Below are 22,449 nucleotides of genomic sequence, written 5' to 3' on the forward strand. Positions count from 1 at the left end.
AACGCGGCGTCAGGCGGCTTTCGGAGCCGCCTGGCGTACGCCCTCGTCGACGTGATCCTCGAACTGCGCGAAGTTGGCGACGAACAGGTCGACAAGCTTCTGCGCGGTGGCATCGTACTCGTCGCCGTTGGTCCAGGCCGCGCGCGGATCCAATAGCCCGGCGTCGACGCCGGGCACCGCGACCGGCACTTCGAAGCCGAAGTTGGGATCCTTGCGGAACTCGGCGTCGTTGAGGCTGCCATCGAGCGCGGCGTTGAGCAGCGCGCGCGTGGCCTTGATCGGCATTCGCTTGATGCCCGGATCGCTGGCCTTGCCGCCCGACCAGCCGGTGTTGACCAGCCAGCACTCAGCCCCGCCCTTGGCGATCCGTTCCTTCAGCAAGTTGCCGTAGACGCTGGGATGGCGCGGCATGAAGGCGGCACCAAAGCAGGTGCTGAAGGTTGCGGTAGGCTCGGTCACGCCGATCTCGGTGCCGGCGACCTTGGCGGTGTAGCCCGAGAGGAAGTGATACATGGCCTGGTCGGGGGTCAGCCGCGCGATCGGCGGCAGGACGCCGAAGGCATCGGCAGTCAGGAAGATGACGTTCGACGGCGGCGGGCCGAGGTTCTTCTCGCTGGTGTTGGGAATGAACTCGATCGGATAGGCGCCGCGAGTATTCTCGGTTTTGCTGTCGTCGGTGAAGTCGAGTTCGCGCGTGGCCTCGTCCATCGTCACGTTCTCGAGGATCGTTCCGAACATCTTGGTCGTGGCGTAGATCTCCGGCTCGCCCTCGGCCGAGAGGTTGATCATCTTGGCGTAGCAGCCGCCTTCGAAGTTGAAAATCGCGGTGTCCGACCAGCCATGTTCGTCGTCGCCGATCAGGGTGCGGCTGGCGTCGGCCGACAGCGTCGTCTTGCCAGTGCCCGACAGGCCGAAGAAGATCGCGCTGGTTCCGTCGGCGCCGATGTTGGCGCTGCAATGCATCGGCATAACGCCCTGGGCGGGGAGCAGGAAGTTCAGCAGGCCGAACACGCCCTTCTTCATCTCGCCCGAATATTCGGTGTTGCCGATCAGGATCAGCTTCTCGCTGAAGTTGACCGCGATGACCGTGTCCGACCGGCACCCGTGGCGGGCCGGGTCGGCCTTGAAGCTGGGCAGGTTGACGATCGTGTATTCGGGCGCGAACGCGGCCAGTTCTTCGGCCGTCGGGCGCACCAGCAGCGTGCGGATGAACAGGTTGTGCCAGGCCATCTGGGTGACGACACGCACGTTGACGCGGTATTCGGGTTGGCTGCCGCCGAACAGGTCGGCGACGTAAAGTTCGTCCTGATCGGCGAAGGCGGCGAGGAAGTCGGCCTTCAGGTTGTCCCAGTGTTCACCCGACATCGGCTGGTTGACGGTGCCCCAGTTGATGCTGTCCTCGGTCACCGCGTCGCGCACGACGAACTTGTCCTTGACGCTGCGGCCGGTGAACTTTCCGGTGTCGACCAGCAGCGCGCCGTCCTTCGTCAGCCGCCCTTCGCCTTTGCGCAGCGCATCTTCCACCAGCGGCGCGGTGCCAAGATTGGCGTGGATCCGGGCCCGGGTCGCAATGCCCTGAACGGTAAGCGGCGTCGAAAGCGAAGCGGTCAAGTTCTTCTCCATGGCGTAGGGCCTCGTGCAGCGGCGGCGGGCCCGGTGGCAGGCGCTGAACGAAATCAATGAATTCGTATGCGTTTGCTTGAGGCGCGCATAAGCCACCGCCACCAAACCGTCAAACTCCAACTATCCACATGATCTGAAACGGTTTTGTGCTTTGACACCGGTTACCGCGCCGTGCGCATTCCGCGCGATGCCACGCGTTCGATTGCGCCGCCGCGCCCGCCGGGCTAACCGTCGCCGGCAGCGGCAACAGCGACATCACCAGGCAGGGCAGCAGGCATTGGCCGATCCCGATCAAGCAGATCCACCGACGCCGCGCCGGCAGACGATCGCGCTGATCGACGACGATCGCAACATCCTGACCTCGGTCACGATCGCGCTGCAGGCCGAAGGTTTCGGCACCCGCGTCTACACCGACGGCGAAAGCGCGCTGAAGGCGCTGCTCGACAACCCGCCCGACCTGGCGATCTGCGACATCAAGATGCCGCGCATGGACGGCCTGGAAATGCTGCGCCGCCTGCGCGAGACGTCCGCCCTTCCCGTCATCATGCTGACCAGCAAGGACGAGGAAACCGACGAGGCGCTGGGCCTGGCGCTGGGCGCCGACGACTATATCGCCAAGCCGTTCAGCCAGCGCCTGCTGGTTGCCCGTATCCGTGCCATCCTGCGCCGGGCCGAGCCGCCCCGCGGCGAGGCGGGCGAGGACGCCCCGGCTCTTGCCCCGCTGCGGCGCGGACGGCTGGAGATGGACCCGTCGCGCCACCAGGTGACATGGGATGGCCGCCCGGTGTCGCTGACCGTGACCGAATTCCTGATCCTCGAGGCGCTGGCCGCGCGTCCCGGCGTGATCCGCAGCCGCAATCAGCTTATGGACGCGGCTTACGACGACGACATCTTCGTCGACGACCGCACCATCGACAGCCACATCAAACGCCTGCGCCGCAAGTTCCGCGCCGTCGACGGCGAATTTGGCGCCATCGAGACGCTTTACGGCGCAGGCTATTCGTTCACCGATGGCTGAGCGCCGCCTGCCGCCTTTCGCCGCACCGGACCGCCTGTTCTGGACCCGCGGAACGTCGCTCACCGCGCGCATCCTGGCGGTCAACGTCATCGCGCTGGGGCTGATGGCCGGAAGCCTGTTCTACCTCGATTCCTACCGCAAGGGGCTGCTTGCCGAACGCTACTCGCAAGCCCGTGGCGAGGCGGCGATTGTCGCCGATGCCCTGGCCGCGTCGCCGCCCGCGGCGCGAAGCGCCATCCTGACGCGCATCGGCACCGACCGGCAGGTCCGCCTGCGGGTCTATGACCCCGCCGGCGCGCTGGTGGCCGACAGCTTCGCGCTGGCCGGCCCGGCCTATCGGCTGACCGATCCAGCGCGCGAGCCAGTGCTTATGCGCGCCGCGCGCTGGCTCGACCGGGGGATGGATTTCGTCCTCGGCGGGGCGCCGGTTCCGCCATACGTCGAGCCGGCAGTGGACGATGCCGCCGACTGGCCCGAGCTGGTCGCCGCGCGACATGCCCGCCAGCCGCGCGCGATCCACCGCTATGCGCCCGACCGCACGCCGGTGCTCAATGCCGCCGCGCCGGTCGGGGATGACGGCACGATGCTGCTGGCAACCCGCAATTCGCGCGACATCACCCAGGCGGTGCGCGACGCGCGCCAGACCCTGGCCATCGTGATCGCGGTGACGCTGCTGATCTCGATCCAGCTGTCGCTGTTCCTGGCCCGCACGATCGTGCAGCCGCTGCGCCTGCTGGTACGCGCCGCGATCCGCGTGCGGCTGGGCCGCGACCGCCAGGTGGAGGTTCCCCGCCTGCCGGAACGTCGCGACGAGATCGGGTTGCTCGCCCGCGCCTTGTCCGACATGACCGCGGCGCTGCGCCAGCGCACCGATGCGGTCGAGCGCTTTGCCGCCGACGTCGCGCACGAGATCAAGAACCCGCTAGCCTCGCTGCGCAGCGCGCTCGAGGCAATGGACAGGGTCACCGACCCGGCGCTGCGTGACCGCTTGACCACGGTGGCGGCGCACGACGTGCGCCGCATCGACCGACTGGTGACAGAGATCGCCGAGGCCAGCCGTATCGATGCCGAGTTGAGCCGCACCCAGTTCGTCCCGATCGACCTTCTGCGCATGGCGGAAGGCCTGGTTTCCGGGCGCGCGGCGCGCGGCGACAATGCGCCTGCGCGCGTCACGGTGTCCGCTGCGGGACACGGCCCGTTTCGCGTCGCCGGCGATCCGCCCCGGCTAGAACGCGTGCTGCACAACCTGCTCGACAACGCAGTCTCGTTCTCGCCGCCGGGCGGAACCGTGGCGCTCGAGCTGTCGCGCGAGGACGGCCGGGTCGCGCTGGCAGTGAGCGACGACGGCCCGGGTATTCCCGCCGAAGCGCGCGAAAAGGTATTCGAGCGGTTCCATTCGCTACGGCCCGAGGACGAGGATTTCGGCAGCCACTCCGGTCTCGGTCTCGCCATCGCGCGCACGATCGCCGATGCCCACGACGGCCGCCTGCTTGCGGCCGAGCGCGAGGATGGGCTGCCCGGCGCGTGCCTGGTGCTCGAACTGCCGGCAGCCGACGAGTGATCGTCCATCGCGCCACCGCAGTCGCGCTGAACGGGCGCGCCGTCCTGATCGAAGGGCCGCCCGCAAGCGGCAAGTCGAGCCTTGCGTTGGCACTTATGGACCGCGGCGCGGCGCTGATCGGCGACGACGCGGTAGGCTTGGCCCGGCAAGCCGGCCGCCTGCTCGCCTCGCCGCCACCCAACGTCGCCGGGCTGATCGAGGTTCGCAATGTGGGCTTGTTGACGCGTCCGACCGTGGCGGACGTGCCGGTAGCGCTGGTGCTCCGGCTCGACGAGGACGCGCCGCGTTTTGTCGAGACGGCCGGGCGCGTCGTCATTGCCGGCGTATTCGTGCCCGTCATCCCCCTGTATCCCGGCGCTGCCGTGCTGGCGCTGCGGGCCGAGGCGGCCTTGGCGCTCCACGGCCTTTCCTGAGCGTCCGCTTCGGTGGACAAGCGCGGCCGGCAGGAGCACAACCGCGGGCGATGTCCGATCACCCGCCCCAAGACGAAGCCGACGGGCGCCAGCGGCTGCTGCTGGTCACCGGTCTTGCCGGTGCCGGGCGAACGACCGCGCTCCACACGCTGGAGGACAGTGGCTGGGAAACCATCGACAATCTGCCGATCCGCTTCCTTGACCGGCTGATCGGCCAGACCCTGCCCGGCGATCCTGGCGCGCCGCTGGCGATCGGTTTCGATTCGCGCACCCGCGATTTCAGCCCGCGCCGGCTGGTCGCCAAGATCGCCGCCTTGTCCCAGCGTGACGACATCGCGATCGAAACGCTGTTTCTCGATTGTTCGAACGAGGAACTGGAACGCCGTTACAACGAAACGCGCCGTCGCCACCCGCAGCCCGGGATGCCCGCCGCGGATGGCATCGCCGCCGAGCGCGAGCTGCTCGACCCGGTGCGCCGCGTGGCCGACACGGTGATCGTCACCACCACCTTCACCAGCAACGACCTGCAGCAGGCCGTGCGCGAACGGTATCCGATCGGCCCGGTGCCGCAGATGACCGTAAGCGTCACCAGTTTCGGCTTTGCGCGCGGTATGCCGCCAGTTGCCGACCTGGTGTTCGATATGCGCTTTCTCGATAATCCGCACTGGGTCGAAGGCCTGCGCGAACAGACCGGACGCGACCGCCCGGTGGCCGATCACGTGCGCGCCGATCCGGCCTTCGCGGGCGCATTCGTGCGCATTCGCGATCTGCTGCTGTTCCTGCTGCCGCGCTATGCCGCGCAGGGAAAGCCGTACGTCAACGTCGCTTTCGGCTGCACCGGCGGGCGCCACCGCTCGGTCTTCATGGCCGAGGAGATCGCCAAGGCCTTGCGGACGGCGGGTTTCGCGCCCACATTGCTGCACCGCAACCTGGACCGTCAAGGCAGCGAGGCCGCGGTAGGCGCGCGGTGAGTTGCCAGCGGCCCGGCGCGCGGCTATCGCGCCCGTTTCGCGGCTGCACACTTCGGAGCGCATTGCCCCAATGATCGGTATCATCCTGGTCACACATGGCCGACTCGCCGAGGAATTCGTCCTGGCGATGGAGCATGTCGTCGGCCGTCAGGAGGCCGTTCGCGCGGTCTGCATCGGCCCCAACGATGACATGGAGGCCCGCCGCCACGAGATCGCGCGCGCGATTGCCGACGTGAACGACGGCGCGGGCGTGATCGTCCTGACCGACCTGTTCGGCGGCACCCCTTCCAACCTCGCCATCTCGCTGATGAAGCCGGGAACGGTCGAGGTCATCGCCGGCATCAACCTGCCCATGCTGATCCGCCTCGCCAAGGCGCGCAGCTGCATGGCGCTGACCGACGCAACGTCGGCAGCGCGCGAGGCCGGCCGCAATTACATCACTGTCGCCTCCGAATTCCTCGGACAATGTGCTTGAGGGGCGCCTGATGGCCGAAGATATCGTGACCATCGTCAACCAGCGCGGCCTTCACGCCCGCGCCAGTGCCAAGTTCGTCAACACGGTGGCGCAGCTGCCCGAAGGGGTTGACGTCACGGTTATCAAGGACGGTACCGAGGCTGCCGGCGGTTCGATCCTGGGCCTGATGATGCTTGGCGCCGCCAAGGGCGATACCATCGCCATCCGCGTCGACGGCGAGAACTGCGAGCCGGTGCTCGCGCAGCTCGTCGGGCTCGTGAAGGACGGTTTCGGCGAGGACTGACATGTCTCGCCGCACGATCACCGGTTTCTCGAACCCCACCGTCAAGGCGCTGCGGGCGCTGCGCGAAAAGAAGCTGCGCAAGCGCGAGGGCCGATTCCTTGCCGAGGGGCTGCGCCTGCTGACCGATGCGCGCGAGTGCGGGCGGTTGCCCGAGTTGCTGGTGATGGCCGCCGGGCGCGAAGCGCACCCGCTGCTCGAAGCGATCGAGGCGGACGTGCTGGCCGCCGGCGGCGACGTGATCGAGACCGACGACGCGATCCTCGCCAAGATCACAGGAAAGGACAACCCGCAGGCGGTGGCCGGCGTCTTTGCCGAGTTCGACACCTCGCTCGACGCGCTGGACCGCTGTTCCGCCCCGCTGTTCCTGGCCGCGCAGGCGCTGCGCGATCCCGGCAATCTCGGCACGATGCTGCGCACCGCCGACGCGGTCGGCGCCGGCGGGCTGGTGCTGATCGACGACTGCGCCGACCCCTTCAGCGTCGAGGCAGTGCGGGCCAGCATGGGCGCCATCTTCACGGTTCCCCTGGCCCAGGCGCGCTGGGACGAATTCCTGCCGTGGCTGCGCGGCGGCAGCGGGCAGCTGGTCGCCGCGTCGCTGCGCGATGCGGTGCCCTATCGCGGCGCGGAATATGCGGCGCCGTGCTTCATAATGGTCGGCAACGAATCGCGCGGATTGCCCGAGGACTACGAAGCCGCTTGCGACTTGCGCGTGACGATGCCGATGCGCGGCCGCGCCGACAGCCTGAATGCCGCAGTGGCCGGCGCGGTGCTGGCTTACGAGGTGCTGGCCGCGCTCGGCTGAGCTACTCGGCCGCCTCGACCTTGCCGGCATCGTTGGCGATCAGCGGCTCCGCGCCCTCGCCGTAGCGCGGCAGGGTTTCGACCAGCGGGATCTCCTCGATTTCTCTCTTGCCGATGGCGATGCCCTTGTCGCGCAGGCGGCGGCCCGAGGACAGCACGTTGCGTTCGAAGCTGCCGACGAAGTCGTTGTACTTGCGCATCGCTCGGTCGAGCCCGGCGCCCACGCCCTTCAAGTGCTCGCCAGCAGTGGCCATCCGGTCGTAGATCTCGGCACCAAGCCGGCCGATTTCCGCCGCCTCGCGCGCCAGCTTGTCCTGCGTCCACACCATCGCCACCGTGCGCGCGATCGCCACCAGGTTGGTCGGGCTGGCCAACAGGACCTTGTTGCGAAAGGCAAAGTCCCAGAGCTCCGGATCGTGTTCGAGCGCGGCAGCGACGAAATGTTCGCCCGGCACGAACATTACAACATAATCGGGCGCGTCCTCGAACTGGTCCTGGTACGCCTTCGTGCCCAGCGTCTGGACATGGCCGCGCATCGCCCGCGCGTGCATGTCGAGGTGACGCTTGCGCGTCTCATCGTCGTTGGCCTCGAACGCGGCCTGGTAGGCGTTCAGCGAGACCTTGGCGTCGATCACCAGCTTCTTCTGGCCGGGAACGTGGACGATCGCGTCGGGGCGGAGGCGACCCTCGTCGGTTTCCAGCGAATGCTCGAGGTTGAAATCGGTATGCTCGGAAAGGCCGCACTGCTCGAGCACGTTCTGCAGCGCGCGTTCGCCCCAGCGGCCGCGCGCCTTGGGCGCGTTGGTCAGCGAATTGCCGAGCCGCTGCGCCTCGCGGCGGACGTCCTCCTGGCCCTGGCGCATCTGCTCGATCACGCCCGACAGCTGCCCGAACGCATCGACCCGCTGCTTTTCGAGCGCCGCGACCTGCTCCTCGTACGTCTTGAGCCGCTGATCGACCGGCGCGAGCAGCGTCTTCAGACGCTCGGCACTGGCCTTTTCCGATTCGTCGAACCGTTGGCCGGCGCGGGCCAGGAAGGCCTCCTGCGCTTCCTTCAGCGCCTTGTTGCCGACGTTTTCGAACTCCTTGCGCAGCGCTTCCTGAGCTTCAACCAGCAGGCGCTTCTGCTCGTCGAAATTGGCAGTCTTTTCGCGCAGTGTCGCAAGCTCGCCGGCCGTGACACCGTGCTCGCGCCGCAGGTCGACGAGGTCGCGCTCAAGCGCGTCGGCGCGACTGGCGCGTTCGCTGGCGCCGGCCAGATCGGCAATGGCGGCCTTGAACTTGTCGTCGAGGAGGCGCGCCTCGGCATCGCGTTCGGCATGGCGGGCGCGCCAGTCAGCCGCCGGCTTGCCGCCCAGCACCCATCCCACAGCTACGCCAACCAGCAGCGCGGCGATCACGCCGACGATAACGATCATGTCCATCGCGGGAACATAGAACGAACACGCCGCCTTCGCCAAGCCGGTTCTGCGCCGAATGCGGAACTTATCACCGCCCCGCGCCCTTCCCTAGGCAAAGGAGAACGCGCCATGTCCATTGCCAAGATGATCGCCGCCCATCCCGATGTGAAAGCTGGCGATGGCGGCCCGTTCAACGAGGCCCTGGCGCTGGCGGTCAAGCACGCGATGCCTGCGCGGCGATCTGCAATTCCTGTGCCGATGCTTGCGCGGCAGAAAAAATGGAGATGGGTCAGTGCATCCGCACCTGCTCGGACTGCGCGGACGTCTGCACTGCGGCCTACCGCGTCGCCACGCGCCGCACGGGCGAAAACCGCGAGGTCATCCGCGCGGTGATGGAAGCCTGCATCATGGCATGCGAAATCTGTGCCGCCGAGTGCGAGAAGCACGATAACGACCACTGCCGCCGCTGCGCGGCGATGTGCCGCGAATGCGCGCGCGACTGCAAGGCCGCGCTGGACGGGCTGTTCGCCTGAGCCGGCTCAGGCTGCCTTGCGCAGCTTTTCCAGCTTCTTGACCGCCATCTGCCGCTTCAGCCGGCTGAGGTGGTCGATGAACAGGATCCCCTCGAGGTGGTCCATCTCGTGCTGGATGACGGTCGCCAGCAGGCCGTCGAGCACTTCATCGTGCGGCTTGCCGTGTTCATCCTGCCACCGGACGCGGACGCGGCTGGGGCGTTCGACCTCGGCATAGATCTCGGGCACCGAAAGGCAGCCCTCGTTGTAGATCGTGTGCTCGTCCGAGGGGTCGGACAGGACCGGATTGATGAACACGCGCGGTTCGCGCAGCGTCGGCTGGTGATGATGATGGTGGCCGCCGTCGCCATGGTCGTGGCCGCAGGCGACCGGCTCCGCATCGGGGTCGTCGGGCTGGAGATCGATCACCAGCACGCGGCTGGGCACGCCAACCTGGATTGCCGCCAGGCCGATACCGGGGGCTTCGTACATCGTTTCGAACATGTCGGCGACGAGGGTCTTGAGCTCGTCGTCGAAGACGGTGACGGGTTCGGACACGACTTTCAGTCGCGGGTCGGGAATCTCGATGATCTCGCGGATGGCCATAGGCGCGATTTAAGCACCACGGGCCTGAACGGCAAGTGAGCCTGTCAGACCCGTCACAGCCGATAGCGCGGCACGATCAAACCGGCCGCCTTGCCCGCAAGGCCTGGGCAAGTGTGCCTTCGTCGAGATAGTCGAGTTCGCCCCCCACCGGCAGGCCGTGCGCCAGCTGGGTGATGCGCACCGGGAAGCCCTCCAGTCGCTCGGCGATGTAATGCGCTGTGGTTTGCCCTTCGAGCGTGGCGTTGGTGGCCAGCACGACCTCGTCGATGCCGCCCTTTTCAACCCGGTCGAGCAGCTTGCCGATGGTCAGATCTTCGGGCCGGACGCCTTCCAGCGCCGAAAGCCGTCCGCCCAGCACGTGATAACGCCCGGTAAACAGCCGCGCCCGGTCGAGCGCCCAGAGGTCGGCGACGTCCTCGACCACGCAAAGGCTGCGCTGGTCGCGGCGCGGGTCGGCGCAGATCGCGCAAGGGTCGGTGGTGTCGACGTTGCCGCAAATCGTGCACTCGACCAGCCGCGCGGCGACATCGTCGAGCGCGGCGAGCAGCTGCACCAGCGCGGTGTCGCGGCGCTTGACCAGCCACAGCACGGCGCGCCGCGCCGAGCGCGGACCAAGCCCCGGCAGGCGGGCCAGCGCGGATGCCAGCGTGTCGATCTCTTGCGATGCCATGGGGGCGGAGATAGGGCGCAAGCCGGCAAACAGCCAGTCTTAGTGGCCAGCATCACTGGATAGTCATCATGCGCGTCGTTTTCATGGGTACGCCGACATTCGCGGTCCCCGCGCTCGACGCGCTGGTCGAGGGCGGGCACGATGTCGTCGCCGTCTATACACAGCCGCCGCGACCGGGCGGGCGCCGCGGGCAGGAGCTGACGCCCTCGCCGATCCAGCGCCGCGCGCACGAGCTCGGCATCACGGTCTGCTCGCCCACGACGCTGCGCGATCTTGCCGCGCAGGCACATTTCGCCGGTTTCGAGGCCGACATCGCCGTCGTTGCCGCCTATGGCCTGATCCTGCCGCAGGCGATCCTCGATACGCCGGCGCACGGCTGCCTCAATATCCACGCCTCGCTACTGCCCGCCTGGCGGGGCGCGGCACCGATCCAGCGCGCGATCCTTGCCGGCGACAGCGTGACCGGGGTGACGATCATGCGAATGGAGGCCGGGCTCGACACCGGCCCGATGCTGGCGACGGCGCGCACGCCGGTGGGCGACAAGACCGCCGGCGTGCTGACCGCCGAACTCGCCGAACTGGGCGCGCACCTGATGATAGAGGTCCTGGCCGACCTGCCCGCCCGCCAGCCCGAGCCCCAGCCCGAACTAGGCGTGACTTACGCGCGGAAGATCGACAAGGCAGAGACGCGGCTCGACTTCACGCGATCGGCCGACCTGCTCGAACGCCAGGTGCGGGCGTTTGCGCCCGTACCCGGGGCCTGGTTCCTCCTCGAGGGTGAGCGCTGCAAGATCCTCGCTGCCGACGTGGTCAATCGCGAAGGCGCGCCGGGCACGCTGCTCGACGACGAACTGACGATCGCTTGCGGGTTCGGCGCGTTGCGCCCGCTGGTCGTGCAACGCGCCGGGCAGAAGGCGATGCCGACCGTCGAGATGCTGCGCGGGCGGCCGATGCAGGCGGGCATGCGGTTGTCGTGACCCGCTTCGCGCTGACGCTGGAATACGACGGCGGCCCCTTTGCGGGGCTGCAGCGGCAGGCGGCCGCGCCGACGATCCAGGCCGCGATCGAGGATGCCGTCGCGCGCACCACTGGCGAGGCGGCGACGATGCACGCCGCCGGCCGCACCGACGCCGGGGTCCACGCGCTGGCGATGCGCGCGCATGTGGACATCGCCAAGGACATCGCTCCGTTCCGCCTGATGGAAGCCATCAACGCGCACCTGCGCCCCGCCCCCATCGCGGTGACCGCTTGCGAGGTGGTGACCGACGATTGGCACGCGCGCTTCTCATGCACCGGGCGCAGCTACCTTTACCGTATCGCCAATCGCCGCGCGCCGCTCACCCTCGACAAGGGGCGGGCCTGGCATGTTTCCCAGCCGCTTGATGTCGGTGAAATGCACGCGGCGGCGCAGGCCCTGGTCGGACGCCACGACTTCACCACTTTCCGCTCGGCGCACTGCCAGTCGCAAACCGCGGTCAAGACGCTCGACCGGCTGGCCGTTCGCCGCGAAGGCGACGCGGTGGTGATAGAGGCGGCGGCACGCAGCTTTCTTCACCACCAGGTCCGCTCGATGGTCGGTTGCCTGGCGCTGGTAGGCATGGGCCGCTGGCGCGCGCAGGATCTCGCCGCCGCGCTTGCCGCGCGCGACCGCGCGGCGCTCGGGCTCAACGCCCCGCCCGAGGGGCTCTATTTCGTCCGCGCGGTTTACCCGGGCGGCGCGCAGGGTTAGGTTGCAAATCGAGACGATAGAGAGGACCCCGAGGATGGCATACACCGGCAAACAGCTCACCTCCACGCTCGGCGCCGACGGCACGCTGACCAACACGATCGCCGAAACCAGCTTTCCCGATCCCGCCGGCCGCCAGGTCCTGGTCCAGATGGCGGCGGCGCCGATCAACCCGTCCGACCTTGGCCTGCTGTTCGCCTCTGCCGATACGGATGGGGCCACCTATTCGCCGGGCCAGGTCGTCGCGGCGATGCCGGAGGCGATGACGCGCGCGTCGGCGGCGCGTCACGGCATGGCGATGCCGGTGGGCAACGAGGGCGCCGGAACGGTCGTGGCCGCGGGCGAGGATCCCGCCGCCCAGGCGCTGGTGGGCAAGCGCGTGGCCTGCGTGCCGGGCGCCGCCTATGCCACTTATGCGCTGTGCGACGCGGGCATGTGCATGCCGCTGCCTGACGACGTTTCGTTCGCGGAAGGCGCGTCGAGCTTCGTCAATCCGATGACCGCGCTCGGCTTCGTCGAGACGATGCGGGCCGGCGGCTTCACCGGTATCGTTCATGCCGCCGCCGCTTCGAACCTGGGGCAGATGCTGGTCAGGATCTGCGCCGAGGACGGCGTCCCGCTGGTCAATATCGTGCGCAGCCAGGCGCAGGTCGACCTGCTCAAGGGCTTCGGAGCGGAGCACGTCCTCGACATGACCGCGCCCGACTTCATGCCGCGACTGATCGACGCAATTGCCGAGACCAAGGCGATGATCGGCTTCGACCCCATCGGCGGGGGGCCGCTGGCCGGTCAGATCCTCACGGCGATGAACGCCGCGGCCAGCCGAGGTCAGGCTTTCAGCCGCTACGGGTCGAGCGCGGCGAAAAAGGTCTGCATTTACGGCGCGCTCGATACCGGGCCGACGATTCTCAACCGCTCGTTCGGCCTGACCTGGGACTTGTCGGGCTGGCTGCTGACGCCGTTCCTGGCCGCCGCCGGAGCCGATACGATCGGACGGATGCGGGCCCGGGTCATGGCCGGGCTCAAGACGACGTTCGCCAGCCACTACAAGGCGACCGTGGCGCTCGACGACATGCTGGGTGCCGAAGTGGTGCGCGACTACAACGCGCGGCGCACGGGCGAGAAATATCTCGTCACGATGTGAGGGGGATGCCGGGCCCGCGCCCCGGCGCCGATCGCAGCGCCCGAAAACAAAACGCCACCCGCGAAGGGTGGCGTTTTGTTTTTGGCGCGCCCGGAACGATTCGAACGTCCGACCCTCAGATTCGTAGTCTGATGCTCTATCCAGCTGAGCTACGGGCGCGTTGGAAGGGCGCTCTTAGGCAGGGCGTTTCAGCTTGGCAACCCGCTAAATCGCCGCAGCAAGGGCTTTGGCCAGCGGCACGTCGAGGGGAGGCATCGCAAGATCGGCCGTCGCGGGCGGGCTGACCCAGGCCAGCGCCGCGGCGTCGAGCGCGCGCGGCGATCCCTGCCAGCGCCTGCAAGTGTAAAGATGGATGACAAGTCCGTCGGCGGCCTCTCCGGCGCGGACCAGGAAGGCAAGGTCGGCCGGATCGACCGTGATGCCGAGCTCCTCGGCCAGTTCGCGAACTAGCGCCGATTTCTGCGATTCCCGCGCCTCGACCTTGCCGCCGGGAAACTCCCACAACCCGCCGTGCTGCTTGTTTGTCGGCCGCTGCTGCAGCAGCACGCGGCCGTCCTCGCGCACCAGCGCGGCGGCGACGACGGCCAGGGCTGTCGGGAAATTTTCCATCACAGGGCGCTCCGATAACCTTTTGTTAGCAACCTGATGCGAAAACCGTCTCATCGGGCCCTAGGGGAGGGCTCGGGGGGTAACGAATGATCCGCACCAAGCTCAAGACCCTGATTGACGACGCGCGGGGCGCGACGGCGATCGAGTACGGCTTGATCTGCGCATTAATCGTAGTCGGTTTGCTGGCGGGGCTCAGTTCCATCGGCGGCCAGAACGGCAATGGTTGGGGGATGATCAACAACCGGGTGACCACTGCCGTTCAAAGTTCCACGAGCTAACCTTTGTGAAAGGTTTCTCGTCTAGCCCGGATACCGCTCGATCCGGGTCGTAACAGGAAAGAGCCGGGGTAAGTGACTGCTAACAGGAGACGACACATGAAGTTCATCAAGATGCTGCGTGACAATGCCGGTGCCACCGCGATCGAATACGGCCTCATCGCCGCTCTGATCGCCGTTGCTGCCATCACCGCGATGCAGGGCCTCGGCACCCAGCTGAACACCACCTTCGAGACGACTTCGTCGGCGATGGCCACGGCCAACGCGTAAGCTGCAAAGCTTCCGAAGCAAGAAGGGCGGCAGGGAAACCTGCCGCCCTTTTTCGTTGTTGCCCACGCCGCCGCGAAAGCCGCCGGCGCCGGCGCCAACTCAGTAGGTTACGATCTTGACCTTCTGGCCCGCGGCGATCCGGCTCGACGAGGTCAGGCCGTTGAGGACCAGGAACCTATCGAGCTGGGCGTTGGGATAGGCCATCCGCGCCGCCAGCGTCTGGACAGTATCGCGCGCAGTGGCGGTCACCACCGAAAGCTTGCGCGGACGAATCTGCACCGCCTCGTTCGCCGAGATGCGCCGCATCGAACCGAACATCGAGTTGAACACGTTCGACTGGCCGGCCTGCGTGATCGTCACGAAGTGGTAGGCCTGCGTGCTCGACCACTGGTAGGCGAACACCGTCACGTCGACCGCGCTGCCGCCCGACTGGGTGCGCACGGTCGTGTAGGCAGCGGGAATGCCGTTTACGGTGGTGGTGCGGATGTCCGACGCGGTCAGCTGCTGCTGTCCGCCGGTCAGCGCGTTGAGCGCAGACTGGATGTAGCTGCTGAGGTTGCCGTTGAACGGCATGGTGGAGAACTGGCCCTTGCCACTATTGCCATTGATAGAGACCGCGTCGGTGCCGTTGACGAGGTAGTAACCCGAAGGCGCCTCGAAATGCATGCGCAGGTCGGGATGCGTGAACATCCGCCCCTCCACGATGCCTTGCTTGGGATCGTCGCCGTAGACCAGGCCGTTGATGCGGCTCAGGAAAGTGTCGCGATTTGTGATTCCGGTGGAATTGCCGGCCTGACGCAGCGCAGCCTGCACGCGGCTGGCCGGATCGGGGTGGGTGGAAGCCCACTCCGGCACGGTATTGTTCGAGCCCAGCAGGCGTGCGTCGAGCGCGTTCTGATTGGCCAGGCTCCGCAGGACGGTGGCCATGGCGTGGGGATCGTAGCCGGCACGCTTAAGGTAACTGATGCCCAGGTTGTCAGCCTCGGTTTCCTGGCCGCGCGAATATTTCAGCGTCAGCAGCTGCGTGCTCTGCTGGATGCCCTGTGACAGCAACTGCCCGATCTGGCTGTTGCCGAGCAGGACGGTCGACAGGATCGAGCCGATCGCGCCGAGGATACCGTTGCGAGTCGCCTCGCTCTGCCGCTTGGCGGAGTGACGCGCCGCGACGTGGCCGACCTCGTGCCCGAGCACGCCGGCCAGTTCGGCCTCGTTGTTCATCAGGCTGACGAGCTGTCGGGTAACATAGATGTAGCCGCCGGGGATGGCGAAGGCGTTGTCGATCGACGAGTTGAGCAGGTTGACGGTGAAATCGTTACGCGCCCCGCTGAGGCCCGACTGCACCGCGATGTTCTTGCCGATCGTTTCTACATAAGCGGCTTGCGGACCGCTGACGGTTCCGCCGAATTCGGCGATCAGTTGCGGGTTTGCCTTGGCGCCCTCGCTCCGGTCGGAGGCGCTGATGGCGCTTGATTGCGCGCCAGCCGTGGTGATCGGCACGGCCAGGGTGGCCAAGGCGGCGCCGGCCAGGATGGCGGCGCGGGTCTTGCGGATGAGCGGCATCGATCGGGCTCCTCGTGAAACGGTTCCAGCTGGATTGGCAAGACAAACGCCTCGCCAGCCCTCAGGTTCCGTTTACAATTCGCCCGCCGTTACCGGCGGTTAGCTTTCGCCGATGCGCAGGAAGCGCTCCTCGCGCCGGGCCCGCAGTTTGTCTGGCGACAGCGTCGACAACGCGTCCAGCTCCTCGCCGATCGCGGCGCCTAGCGCCTTTGCGGCAGCAGCAGGGTCGCGCTGCGCACCGCCCATCGGCTCGCTCACGATGCGGTCGATCACGCCGAGCGCGAGCAGGTCCTGCGCGGTCACCTTCATCGCTTCGGCAGCCTCGGCCGCCTTGTCGGGCGTGCGCCACAGGATCGACGAGGCGCCCTCCGGACTGATGACCGAGTAAACCGCGTGTTCGAACATCAGCACCCGTTCGGCGCTGGCCAGTGCGACTGCGCCGCCCGATCCGCCCTCGCCCACGATCGCGGCGACCATCGGCACCGGCAATGCCAGGCACGCTTCGGTGGAGCGGGCGATCGCCTCGGCCTGGCCGCGTTCCTCGGCCTCGACGCCCGGGAACGCGCCCGAGGTGTCGACCAGTGTCACCACCGGCAATCCGAACCGGCCCGCCAGTTCCATCAGGCGCACGGCCTTGCGATAACCTTCGGGTTTACCCATGCCGAAATTGTGCCGGATCCGGGTCTGGGTATCGTGGCCCTTTTCATGCCCGATCAGAACGATGCGGCGCCCGCCCAGCGTCGCCAGGCCCCCGATGATGGCGTGGTCCTCGCCATAGGAGCGATCACCGCCCAGCGGCATGAAATCGTCGAACGCCTGCGCGACATAGTCGCGAAAGTGCGGACGCATCGGATGGCGCGCGACTTGCGTCTTTTGCCACGGGGTGAGCGAGGCATACGTGCTGGCCAGCAGGTCCGCGCTCTTGCCTTCCAGGCGCGCGATCTCGCTGGAGAGGTCGACGTCGCCGCCCTCCGCGGTCTTGCGGAGATCGGCGATGCGCGCCTCGAGCGCCGCGACCGGCTTTTCGAACTCGAGATAGGAAATCATCGCGCCGCGCTAGACGCCCGGCGGCGCGGCTGCAAGCGCCGCTCGCGCCTGCGCGCCGCGCGCTTGCCCCAGCGGGTGGCGCGCGTTGACCAGCGCGACCAGCCGCGCGCTGTCGACGTGCGTATAGATCTGCGTCGTGGCGATGTCGGCATGGCCCAGCAGCGTTTGCAGCACGCGCAAGTCGGCGCCGCCTTCCAGGAGATGCGTAGCAAAGGCATGGCGCAGTACGTGCGGGCTGATCCGTTCGGGCGCGATGCCGGCCCGCAGCGCCAGCGCGCGCAGCAGCTGGAACAGCCGCACCCGCGTCAGATGCCCGTCGCGCCCGGTCGACGGGAACAGGAACCGCCCGCCAACGGCTTCGGCACCCCCGCGCAGGGCAATCCAGCGCGACAGCGCCGCGCGGGCGCGGTTCGAAACCGGAACCATCCGCTGCTGGCCGCCCTTGCCTGTGACGGTGAGGAACGGCGCATCGCGCGGCACCGCGCTGAACGGCAGCGACACCAGTTCGGTGGCACGCAGGCCCGATCCGTAAAGCAGTTCGAGCAGCGCCAGCAGCCGGACCGCTTCGCGCGCGTTGCCCGCGGCCTCTTCCTCGGCGCGGGTGAACAGCGCGGCGATGTCGTCATGACCCAGCAGGCGCGGCAGCGGTCGGCGGGCGCGTGGCCGCGGCAAGGCAGCGCTGGGATCGTCGCCACGCTCCCCCTCGTCGACCAGAAAGCCGTAGAACTGCCGCAACGCCGAAGCTTTGCGCGCCGCGCTCGATGGCGCAAGCGCCGCCCAGGCGGCGGCCAGGCGGGCGACATCCTCGCGCGCTGCCTCTGCCAGCGGCCCGATCGTTTCCTGCGCGCCGCACAAATCGCGGCGGTACGCGGAAAGAGTGTTGGCAGCGGCACCGCGCTCGGCCGCCATCATCGCCAGGAACCGGCCAATCGGATCGCCGCCGGCCGCGGTGTTCAACCGCGCGCCACCGCCTCGGCCGCGATCATCCGCGCCTCGGCCCCGAGTCCGACGCGGTTCAGCGCCGAGACGATGTGGTAGAGATGCACGGTCGTCATCTTGTCCCAGCTCGTTCCCTGCATGCCCAGCCCGGCCAGCAGCGCGACCAGCGCCTGGTTGTTGACCCCGGCCGCGGCATCAATGGCGTTGGTCCACTTCGTCTTGCGGTCGAGATCGACACCAAGCGCGCCGAGTACCGAGCGCGCAGTGCCCGGGTCGACCCGGTCAAGCCCGGCCAGCCCGGCAACCAGGAACCGCGTCTTGAGCTTGCCATCGGTGGCGTCGTCACCGCGAAAATCGTCGATGGTGGAGGCTGTCACGCGCGTGCCCCTGGGGGCCGCCAGCGCCAGTTCCATCCACGCCGGGCTGCCTTGGTCGACCACGCCGGCCCAGCGCAGCGCGTTCTGGTCGAGACCGGCCGCCAGCATCGAGGCAACCAGGTCGCCGGCGTCCTTCTTGAAATCGCCGCTGACCGGCAGACGCGCGGCGGCATAGGCCGTCAGCACCAGCCGGGCGTACTTCTGTTGCGGATCGGAGGCGCCCGTCCACAGCGCCTTCATCGCCGCCAACCGGTCGTCCGAGGCGCTTGCCACGTAAGCGTTGCGAAGCGTTTCGGCGCGGCCGCCCCATTCCTGCCCGCTGTCGTCCTCGGCGTAGATCTGGCCGTAAAGGTCGACCATCGCCGCGCTCGACAACACGCCGACGGCACCGGCGCGGTCGGCGGCGGAAGCGCGCGTTTCGAGCGGGACCATCGGCGCGGTCGCCGCGGTCAGCCAATAGCGCAGGTCCATGTCGCGAGTCAGGTTATCGGGCGGGGTCAGCCCGGTCGCCACGGTCAGCGCGTAGCGCCACGGGTTGAGCGTGTTTACGCCGTCCCACTCGATCGTCACCGCGCGGCGCGCCTTGCCTGCGGCGCCGGCGTATTTCTGCGCCAGCAGCATGTCGACGTTGGGCCACACCCCGGCCCCGCGCAGCCGGTCCAGCTGCGTCATCGCCGCGGTGGAATCGCCGGTGAACGCGCCGCAGATCGCCTGCATCACGCGCCAGTCGGGATCCTTGCGGGCGCCGCCGACGATGTTGACGATCGGGCAGGCCCCGGTGATGTCGGCGGTCTGCACATAGGCATCGAGCGCGGCCTGCGTCAGCACAGGCGAATAGTTGCCGGGGTCGACGTCCTGGACCAGCGCGCGGGCCGCTGCGCCCTCACCCATGCGGACCAGCAGCGCGGCGCGCAGCCCGGCGAAATCCGCCGGCGCGATCCCCGCCGGCGCGTCGAGCCGCGACACCAGCGCGCGGCGCAGCAGGATATGGCCCCAGCGCGACACCAGCCGGCCGTCGTTGCCGGCGATCGCGGCAGTCACCAGCGAGGCGCCCTGCCCCGCCAGCGAGCCTGATGGCAGTCCGCCTTCCCACGATGCCAGCACGCCCACCCGCTCAACCGCGCGGCGCGCCGCGGGCGGGATGTCGACCTTGGTCTTGAGGCCGAACAGCTCGTCCAGTTCGTCCGGGCTCATCGCCTCGAGCTCGCGCAGGGACGGCAGGTTCGCGGGCAGCTTCGGCGCTGCCGCGGCAGCCGGGGCGCGCTGCGAAGTGCCGGTCGGGATCGGCTGGACGACCGGAGATGAGGTGGCGCTGGGCGCCGGGGCGCTGGCCTTGGGCGCCGGGCTCTTGGGCTTCTCGAACCCGGGAGGCAGCAGCGATTCGGGCGCATCCTGGGCGGCGAGCGCGGTGCCCAGCGCCAGCAACGCGGCACCGGCGATCCAGCGGCGCGCGCTCATCGCGCCGGCACCGGCAAGGCGGCCGGCTGGACGATCAGGTGCGGTTCTTCGCGCCCGGCATCGAACCACGCCGCGGCCAGCAACGCCACCAGCGCCGCCGCCGCGATCGCGGAAACCCTAATCAACCTTGCTGAAGCCACCCGAACCGCCCTTTTGCACCATGCTTGCCTCGGGGCTTAACGCATCTATAGGCGAGCGGGCAATGGACCACGACGCCCCGCGCGCGGCGCCTGCCGCAAATGCGCCGCCCTTCGCGGCGGGCGGAAGCGCTGCGGCCGACCTCGCGCGGGCGCGGCGGGTGTCGCAGCCGATCGTGCTGGTCGGCATGATGGGTGCGGGCAAGACCACGGTCGGACGCAAGCTTGCCGCCACGCTGGAACGCCGCTTCGTCGACGCGGACGAAGCCATCGTTGCGGCCGCGCAGATGTCGATCGCCGACATGTTCGAACGCTATGGCGAGGCATACTTTCGCGATGGCGAACGGCGCGTGATCGCGCGCCTGATGGCCGATGCGTCGCGCGGGGCGGCCCCGGTGATCGCCACCGGCGGCGGTGCTTTCGCCGACGCCGAAACGCGCGCGCTGATCCTGGACAAGGCGATCGCCGTCTGGCTCGATGCCGACCTGGCAACCCTTGTCGAGCGGGTCGGTCGGCGCAGCACGCGGCCCTTGCTTCAGGGCAAGGACCCCGCCGCGGTTCTGGCGGCGCTGCTGGAGGCGCGCGAAGTGGCCTATGCCCAGGCGCCGATCCGCGTCACCAGCGGCCGCGGTCCGCACGCCCGGACCGTCGATGCCATTGTCGCGGAGCTGGCCGCATGGCGGTAATCGCAGTCGACATCGCCGGCGCGCCTTACGACGTGCGCATCGGCCGCGGTCTGCTCGACGATCTGGGCGCCGAATGCGGCGCGCGCCTGCGCAAGCGCCGCGTGCCGATCGTGACCGACGCCAACGTCCACGCCATTTGGGGCGACCGGGTGGCCGCCGCGCTGAGCCGCGCCGGACACGAAGCGGTCTTCCGCGTGCTGCCCGCGGGCGAGCAGACGAAGTCATGGCAGAGCCTGGCCGAAACGGCCGACTGGCTGCTGGACGAGGAGGTTGAGCGGGGCGATCATATCATCGCGCTCGGCGGCGGGGTGATCGGCGACCTCACCGGGTTCGCCGCCGCAATCCTCAAGCGCGGATGCAACTTCATCCAGGTCCCGACTACGCTGCTGGCGCAAGTCGATTCCAGCGTCGGCGGCAAGACCGCGATCAACACCGCCGCGGGCAAGAATCTGGTCGGAGCGTTTCACCAGCCGGCGCTGGTCCTGGCTGACCTTGCCGCGCTCGACACCCTGCCGCAGCGCGAATTGCGCGCCGGCTATGCCGAAGTCATCAAATACGGCCTTATCGATGACGCGCCGTTCTTCGGCTGGTGCGAAGCGAACGGCGCGGCGCTGCTGGCCGGTGACGGGGACGCGCGCGCCTATGCTGTGGCGCACAGCGTCGCCGCCAAGGCGCGCATCGTCGCCGCCGACGAGAAGGAACTGAACGGCACCCGGGCCCTGCTCAACCTGGGGCACACCTTCGGGCACGCGCTGGAAGCGCAAACCGGCTTTTCCGATCGGCTGCTGCATGGCGAGGCGGTCGCGCTCGGCATGGTGCTGGCGGCGCGTTACTCGGCGCGGCGCGGCATGGTTGACGCAGCGGCGGCCCGGCGCGTCGGCGCGCACGTCGCGGCGGCGGGTCTGCCCGCGGCGCTGCAGGGGCTCGGCCTAAACTGCAACGGCGCGGCGCTGGTCGCGCACATGCTGCACGACAAGAAGATGGACGCGGGCACACTGCCGTTCCTGCTGCTGGCCGGCATCGGCCGCACCGTGCTGGTCAAGGACGTCGACCTGGCCGACGTCGCCGCTTTCCTCGACGGCGAACTGTCCGCCTAACCGAACACAGCCATGCTCTGCATCCCGGCGCTGACCGGGCGGCCGTCCGCGTCCCAGATCGCCATGTCCTGGCTAGAACAACCGTTTTCCGCGTAATTGGCCGCCGCGTGGACGAGCCACCAGTCGCCGCGCGACACGGGCGCCGGCGTCAGCAGGTTGATCAGCCAGGTCATCGAGCTGACCGGTGCGGGTCCACCGATCAGCGGCAGCACCGCCGGGGGCAGCGCATCGGCCACCAGCATCAGGTGCACCATCGGATCGAGCCCGGCGATGTCACGCGCGCGCACCCACCATGACAGCACCGGCTGCGGCTTATCGCTGCGCGGGGTGGCAAAGCGCCGCTCGAACTGGGTGATGAACGCGGGAACGTTCGGATGCTCGGGCAAGGCGGTCGCCGTCTCGGGCGAGCACCAGCCCGCGGGCGGCGTGCTCTCCGACAAGTGAAGCCGGCTCTCCACCGCCCCCATGAATACGAACGTGGCGGTCAGGCCGACACCCGCCTCCCCGGCAACCTCGGCGCCGACCCAGGTGGCGTTACGGCCGCGGCGAAGCACGCGCGTCGTCACCGCAACTGTTCCGGCGAGCGGACCGACGAAATTGACCGTGGCCGAGCGTAGCGGCGGCAGCCCGCAATTTGCGCGCTGCGCTGCCGCAAGCGCGAGCGCCGCCGAAAAGCCGCCATAGGTCGTCCGGCCCTGCATCCAGTCGTGGGGAATATCGGCGGCAAAACCGTTCGCGATCGGACGCGCGGCGGCCAGGGTCTGCGGCAAACTCATTCGCTTTCCCTTGAC

26 protein-coding genes and 1 tRNA gene are annotated in these 22,449 nt (G+C 68.5%); 15 read left to right on the forward strand and 12 right to left on the reverse strand.

Annotated elements, in window-relative coordinates; all coding sequences use genetic code 11:
* Positions 1 to 9: 9 nt before the first annotated feature.
* Positions 10 to 1,611: a phosphoenolpyruvate carboxykinase gene (locus tag ACOYW6_RS05120; protein ID WP_423142731.1), complete on the reverse strand. Its 1,602-nt coding sequence runs from the start codon at positions 1,609 to 1,611 to the stop codon at positions 10 to 12.
* Positions 1,612 to 1,900: 289 nt separating this feature from the next.
* Between ACOYW6_RS05120 and ACOYW6_RS05125 the strand changes: the two genes are divergently transcribed.
* From ACOYW6_RS05125 to ACOYW6_RS05155, 7 genes are all read left to right on the forward strand, one after another.
* Entirely contained in the window at positions 1,901 to 2,641 is a 741-nt protein-coding gene (locus ACOYW6_RS05125) for a response regulator transcription factor (protein ID WP_423142732.1), read from the forward strand.
* Positions 2,634 to 4,202: a stimulus-sensing domain-containing protein gene (locus tag ACOYW6_RS05130; RefSeq protein ID WP_423142733.1), complete on the forward strand. Its 1,569-nt coding sequence runs from the start codon at positions 2,634 to 2,636 to the stop codon at positions 4,200 to 4,202. Before ACOYW6_RS05125 ends, ACOYW6_RS05130 begins: the two co-directional genes overlap by 8 nt.
* Complete coding sequence (locus tag ACOYW6_RS05135; RefSeq protein ID WP_423142734.1) at positions 4,199 to 4,615, forward strand: HPr kinase/phosphorylase; 417 nt, start codon at positions 4,199 to 4,201, stop codon at positions 4,613 to 4,615. The genes ACOYW6_RS05130 and ACOYW6_RS05135 overlap by 4 nt, the downstream gene beginning before the upstream one ends.
* 50 nt (positions 4,616 to 4,665) lie before the next feature.
* On the forward strand, positions 4,666 to 5,586 hold the full coding sequence (gene rapZ, locus ACOYW6_RS05140) for an RNase adapter RapZ (RefSeq protein WP_423142735.1): 921 nt from the start codon (positions 4,666 to 4,668) through the stop codon (positions 5,584 to 5,586).
* Positions 5,587 to 5,656: 70 nt separating this feature from the next.
* A complete protein-coding gene (locus ACOYW6_RS05145; protein ID WP_423142736.1) occupies positions 5,657 to 6,061 on the forward strand; it encodes a PTS sugar transporter subunit IIA in 405 nt (134 codons plus the stop codon).
* 10 nt (positions 6,062 to 6,071) lie between these two features.
* Entirely contained in the window at positions 6,072 to 6,344 is a 273-nt protein-coding gene (locus ACOYW6_RS05150; RefSeq protein ID WP_423142737.1) for an HPr family phosphocarrier protein, read from the forward strand.
* 1 nt (position 6,345) lies between these two features.
* Entirely contained in the window at positions 6,346 to 7,146 is an 801-nt protein-coding gene (locus ACOYW6_RS05155) for a TrmH family RNA methyltransferase (protein ID WP_423142738.1), read from the forward strand.
* Position 7,147: 1 nt separating this feature from the next.
* Here ACOYW6_RS05155 and rmuC read toward each other — a convergent pair whose 3' ends face one another.
* Positions 7,148 to 8,569, reverse strand: a complete 1,422-nt coding sequence (gene rmuC / locus ACOYW6_RS05160; RefSeq protein WP_423142739.1) for a DNA recombination protein RmuC — start codon at positions 8,567 to 8,569, stop codon at positions 7,148 to 7,150.
* Between the two features lie 254 nt (positions 8,570 to 8,823).
* Between rmuC and ACOYW6_RS05165 the strand changes: the two genes are divergently transcribed.
* Positions 8,824 to 9,078 (forward strand): hypothetical protein, encoded by a 255-nt coding sequence (locus ACOYW6_RS05165; protein ID WP_423142740.1) that lies wholly within the window; start codon positions 8,824 to 8,826, stop codon positions 9,076 to 9,078.
* Between the two features lie 6 nt (positions 9,079 to 9,084).
* On the opposite strand, the gene def is transcribed toward ACOYW6_RS05165, so the two are convergent.
* Positions 9,085 to 9,663, reverse strand: coding sequence for a peptide deformylase (gene def / locus ACOYW6_RS05170; RefSeq protein ID WP_423142741.1), 579 nt, complete (start codon positions 9,661 to 9,663; stop codon positions 9,085 to 9,087).
* A 76-nt stretch (positions 9,664 to 9,739) separates the two neighbouring features.
* The gene (recR, locus tag ACOYW6_RS05175) at positions 9,740 to 10,333 is read right to left on the reverse strand and encodes a recombination mediator RecR (protein WP_423142742.1); all 594 of its coding nucleotides are present in this window, start codon (positions 10,331 to 10,333) and stop codon (positions 9,740 to 9,742) included.
* A gap of 68 nt (positions 10,334 to 10,401) precedes the next feature.
* Here recR and fmt point away from each other — a divergent pair, with 68 nt between their 5' ends.
* Genes fmt through ACOYW6_RS05190 form a run of 3 tightly spaced genes read left to right on the forward strand, consistent with a single transcriptional unit; the run spans position 10,402 to position 13,203 of the window.
* The gene (gene fmt, locus ACOYW6_RS05180) at positions 10,402 to 11,310 is read left to right on the forward strand and encodes a methionyl-tRNA formyltransferase (protein WP_423142743.1); all 909 of its coding nucleotides are present in this window, start codon (positions 10,402 to 10,404) and stop codon (positions 11,308 to 11,310) included.
* Positions 11,307 to 12,062: a tRNA pseudouridine(38-40) synthase TruA gene (truA, locus tag ACOYW6_RS05185; RefSeq protein ID WP_423142744.1), complete on the forward strand. Its 756-nt coding sequence runs from the start codon at positions 11,307 to 11,309 to the stop codon at positions 12,060 to 12,062. Before fmt ends, truA begins: the two co-directional genes overlap by 4 nt.
* A gap of 34 nt (positions 12,063 to 12,096) precedes the next feature.
* The gene (locus ACOYW6_RS05190; protein ID WP_423142745.1) at positions 12,097 to 13,203 is read left to right on the forward strand and encodes a zinc-binding dehydrogenase; all 1,107 of its coding nucleotides are present in this window, start codon (positions 12,097 to 12,099) and stop codon (positions 13,201 to 13,203) included.
* Between the two features lie 82 nt (positions 13,204 to 13,285).
* Here ACOYW6_RS05190 and ACOYW6_RS05195 read toward each other — a convergent pair.
* A tRNA-Arg gene (locus ACOYW6_RS05195) sits at positions 13,286 to 13,362 on the reverse strand.
* A 45-nt stretch (positions 13,363 to 13,407) separates the two neighbouring features.
* On the reverse strand, positions 13,408 to 13,812 hold the full coding sequence (locus tag ACOYW6_RS05200) for a (deoxy)nucleoside triphosphate pyrophosphohydrolase (protein WP_423142746.1): 405 nt from the start codon (positions 13,810 to 13,812) through the stop codon (positions 13,408 to 13,410).
* Positions 13,813 to 13,898: 86 nt separating this feature from the next.
* Between ACOYW6_RS05200 and ACOYW6_RS05205 the strand changes: the two genes are divergently transcribed.
* Together ACOYW6_RS05205 and ACOYW6_RS05210 are read left to right on the forward strand one after the other, a co-directional pair.
* Positions 13,899 to 14,090 carry a Flp family type IVb pilin gene (locus tag ACOYW6_RS05205; protein ID WP_423142747.1) on the forward strand — a complete coding sequence of 64 codons (192 nt, stop codon included), beginning with the start codon at positions 13,899 to 13,901 and terminating at the stop codon, positions 14,088 to 14,090.
* 96 nt (positions 14,091 to 14,186) lie between these two features.
* Complete coding sequence (locus tag ACOYW6_RS05210; protein ID WP_423142748.1) at positions 14,187 to 14,357, forward strand: Flp family type IVb pilin; 171 nt, start codon at positions 14,187 to 14,189, stop codon at positions 14,355 to 14,357.
* 99 nt (positions 14,358 to 14,456) lie between these two features.
* Here the strand turns inward: ACOYW6_RS05210 and ACOYW6_RS05215 are convergent, their stop codons facing one another.
* The 5 genes from ACOYW6_RS05215 to ACOYW6_RS05235 all read right to left on the reverse strand — a co-directional run bounded on the left by ACOYW6_RS05215 (position 14,457) and on the right by ACOYW6_RS05235 (position 19,863).
* Positions 14,457 to 15,917 (reverse strand): M48 family metalloprotease, encoded by a 1,461-nt coding sequence (locus tag ACOYW6_RS05215; protein WP_423142749.1) that lies wholly within the window; start codon positions 15,915 to 15,917, stop codon positions 14,457 to 14,459.
* A gap of 99 nt (positions 15,918 to 16,016) precedes the next feature.
* Positions 16,017 to 16,964, reverse strand: coding sequence for an acetyl-CoA carboxylase carboxyltransferase subunit alpha (locus tag ACOYW6_RS05220; protein WP_423142750.1), 948 nt, complete (start codon positions 16,962 to 16,964; stop codon positions 16,017 to 16,019).
* A gap of 9 nt (positions 16,965 to 16,973) precedes the next feature.
* Positions 16,974 to 17,876 (reverse strand): tyrosine recombinase, encoded by a 903-nt coding sequence (locus ACOYW6_RS05225; protein WP_423143068.1) that lies wholly within the window; start codon positions 17,874 to 17,876, stop codon positions 16,974 to 16,976.
* Positions 17,877 to 17,917: 41 nt separating this feature from the next.
* Positions 17,918 to 19,738, reverse strand: a complete 1,821-nt coding sequence (locus ACOYW6_RS05230; protein WP_423142751.1) for a hypothetical protein — start codon at positions 19,736 to 19,738, stop codon at positions 17,918 to 17,920.
* Positions 19,735 to 19,863 (reverse strand): hypothetical protein, encoded by a 129-nt coding sequence (locus ACOYW6_RS05235; protein WP_423142752.1) that lies wholly within the window; start codon positions 19,861 to 19,863, stop codon positions 19,735 to 19,737. The genes ACOYW6_RS05230 and ACOYW6_RS05235 overlap by 4 nt, the downstream gene beginning before the upstream one ends.
* Positions 19,864 to 19,940: 77 nt before the next feature.
* Here ACOYW6_RS05235 and ACOYW6_RS05240 point away from each other — a divergent pair, with 77 nt between their 5' ends.
* Both ACOYW6_RS05240 and aroB read left to right on the forward strand, forming a co-directional pair.
* Entirely contained in the window at positions 19,941 to 20,561 is a 621-nt protein-coding gene (locus ACOYW6_RS05240) for a shikimate kinase (protein ID WP_423142753.1), read from the forward strand.
* A complete protein-coding gene (gene aroB / locus ACOYW6_RS05245) occupies positions 20,552 to 21,658 on the forward strand; it encodes a 3-dehydroquinate synthase (RefSeq protein ID WP_423142754.1) in 1,107 nt (368 codons plus the stop codon). The genes ACOYW6_RS05240 and aroB overlap by 10 nt, the downstream gene beginning before the upstream one ends.
* Here the strand turns inward: aroB and ACOYW6_RS05250 are convergent.
* On the reverse strand, positions 21,655 to 22,434 hold the full coding sequence (locus tag ACOYW6_RS05250) for a thioesterase family protein (protein ID WP_423142755.1): 780 nt from the start codon (positions 22,432 to 22,434) through the stop codon (positions 21,655 to 21,657). The genes aroB and ACOYW6_RS05250 overlap by 4 nt on opposite strands.
* Positions 22,435 to 22,449 lie beyond the last annotated feature (15 nt).

This window comes from Parablastomonas sp. CN1-191, assembly GCF_049354825.1.
In the GTDB taxonomy this organism is placed as follows: Bacteria; Pseudomonadota; Alphaproteobacteria; order Sphingomonadales; family Sphingomonadaceae; genus Novosphingobium.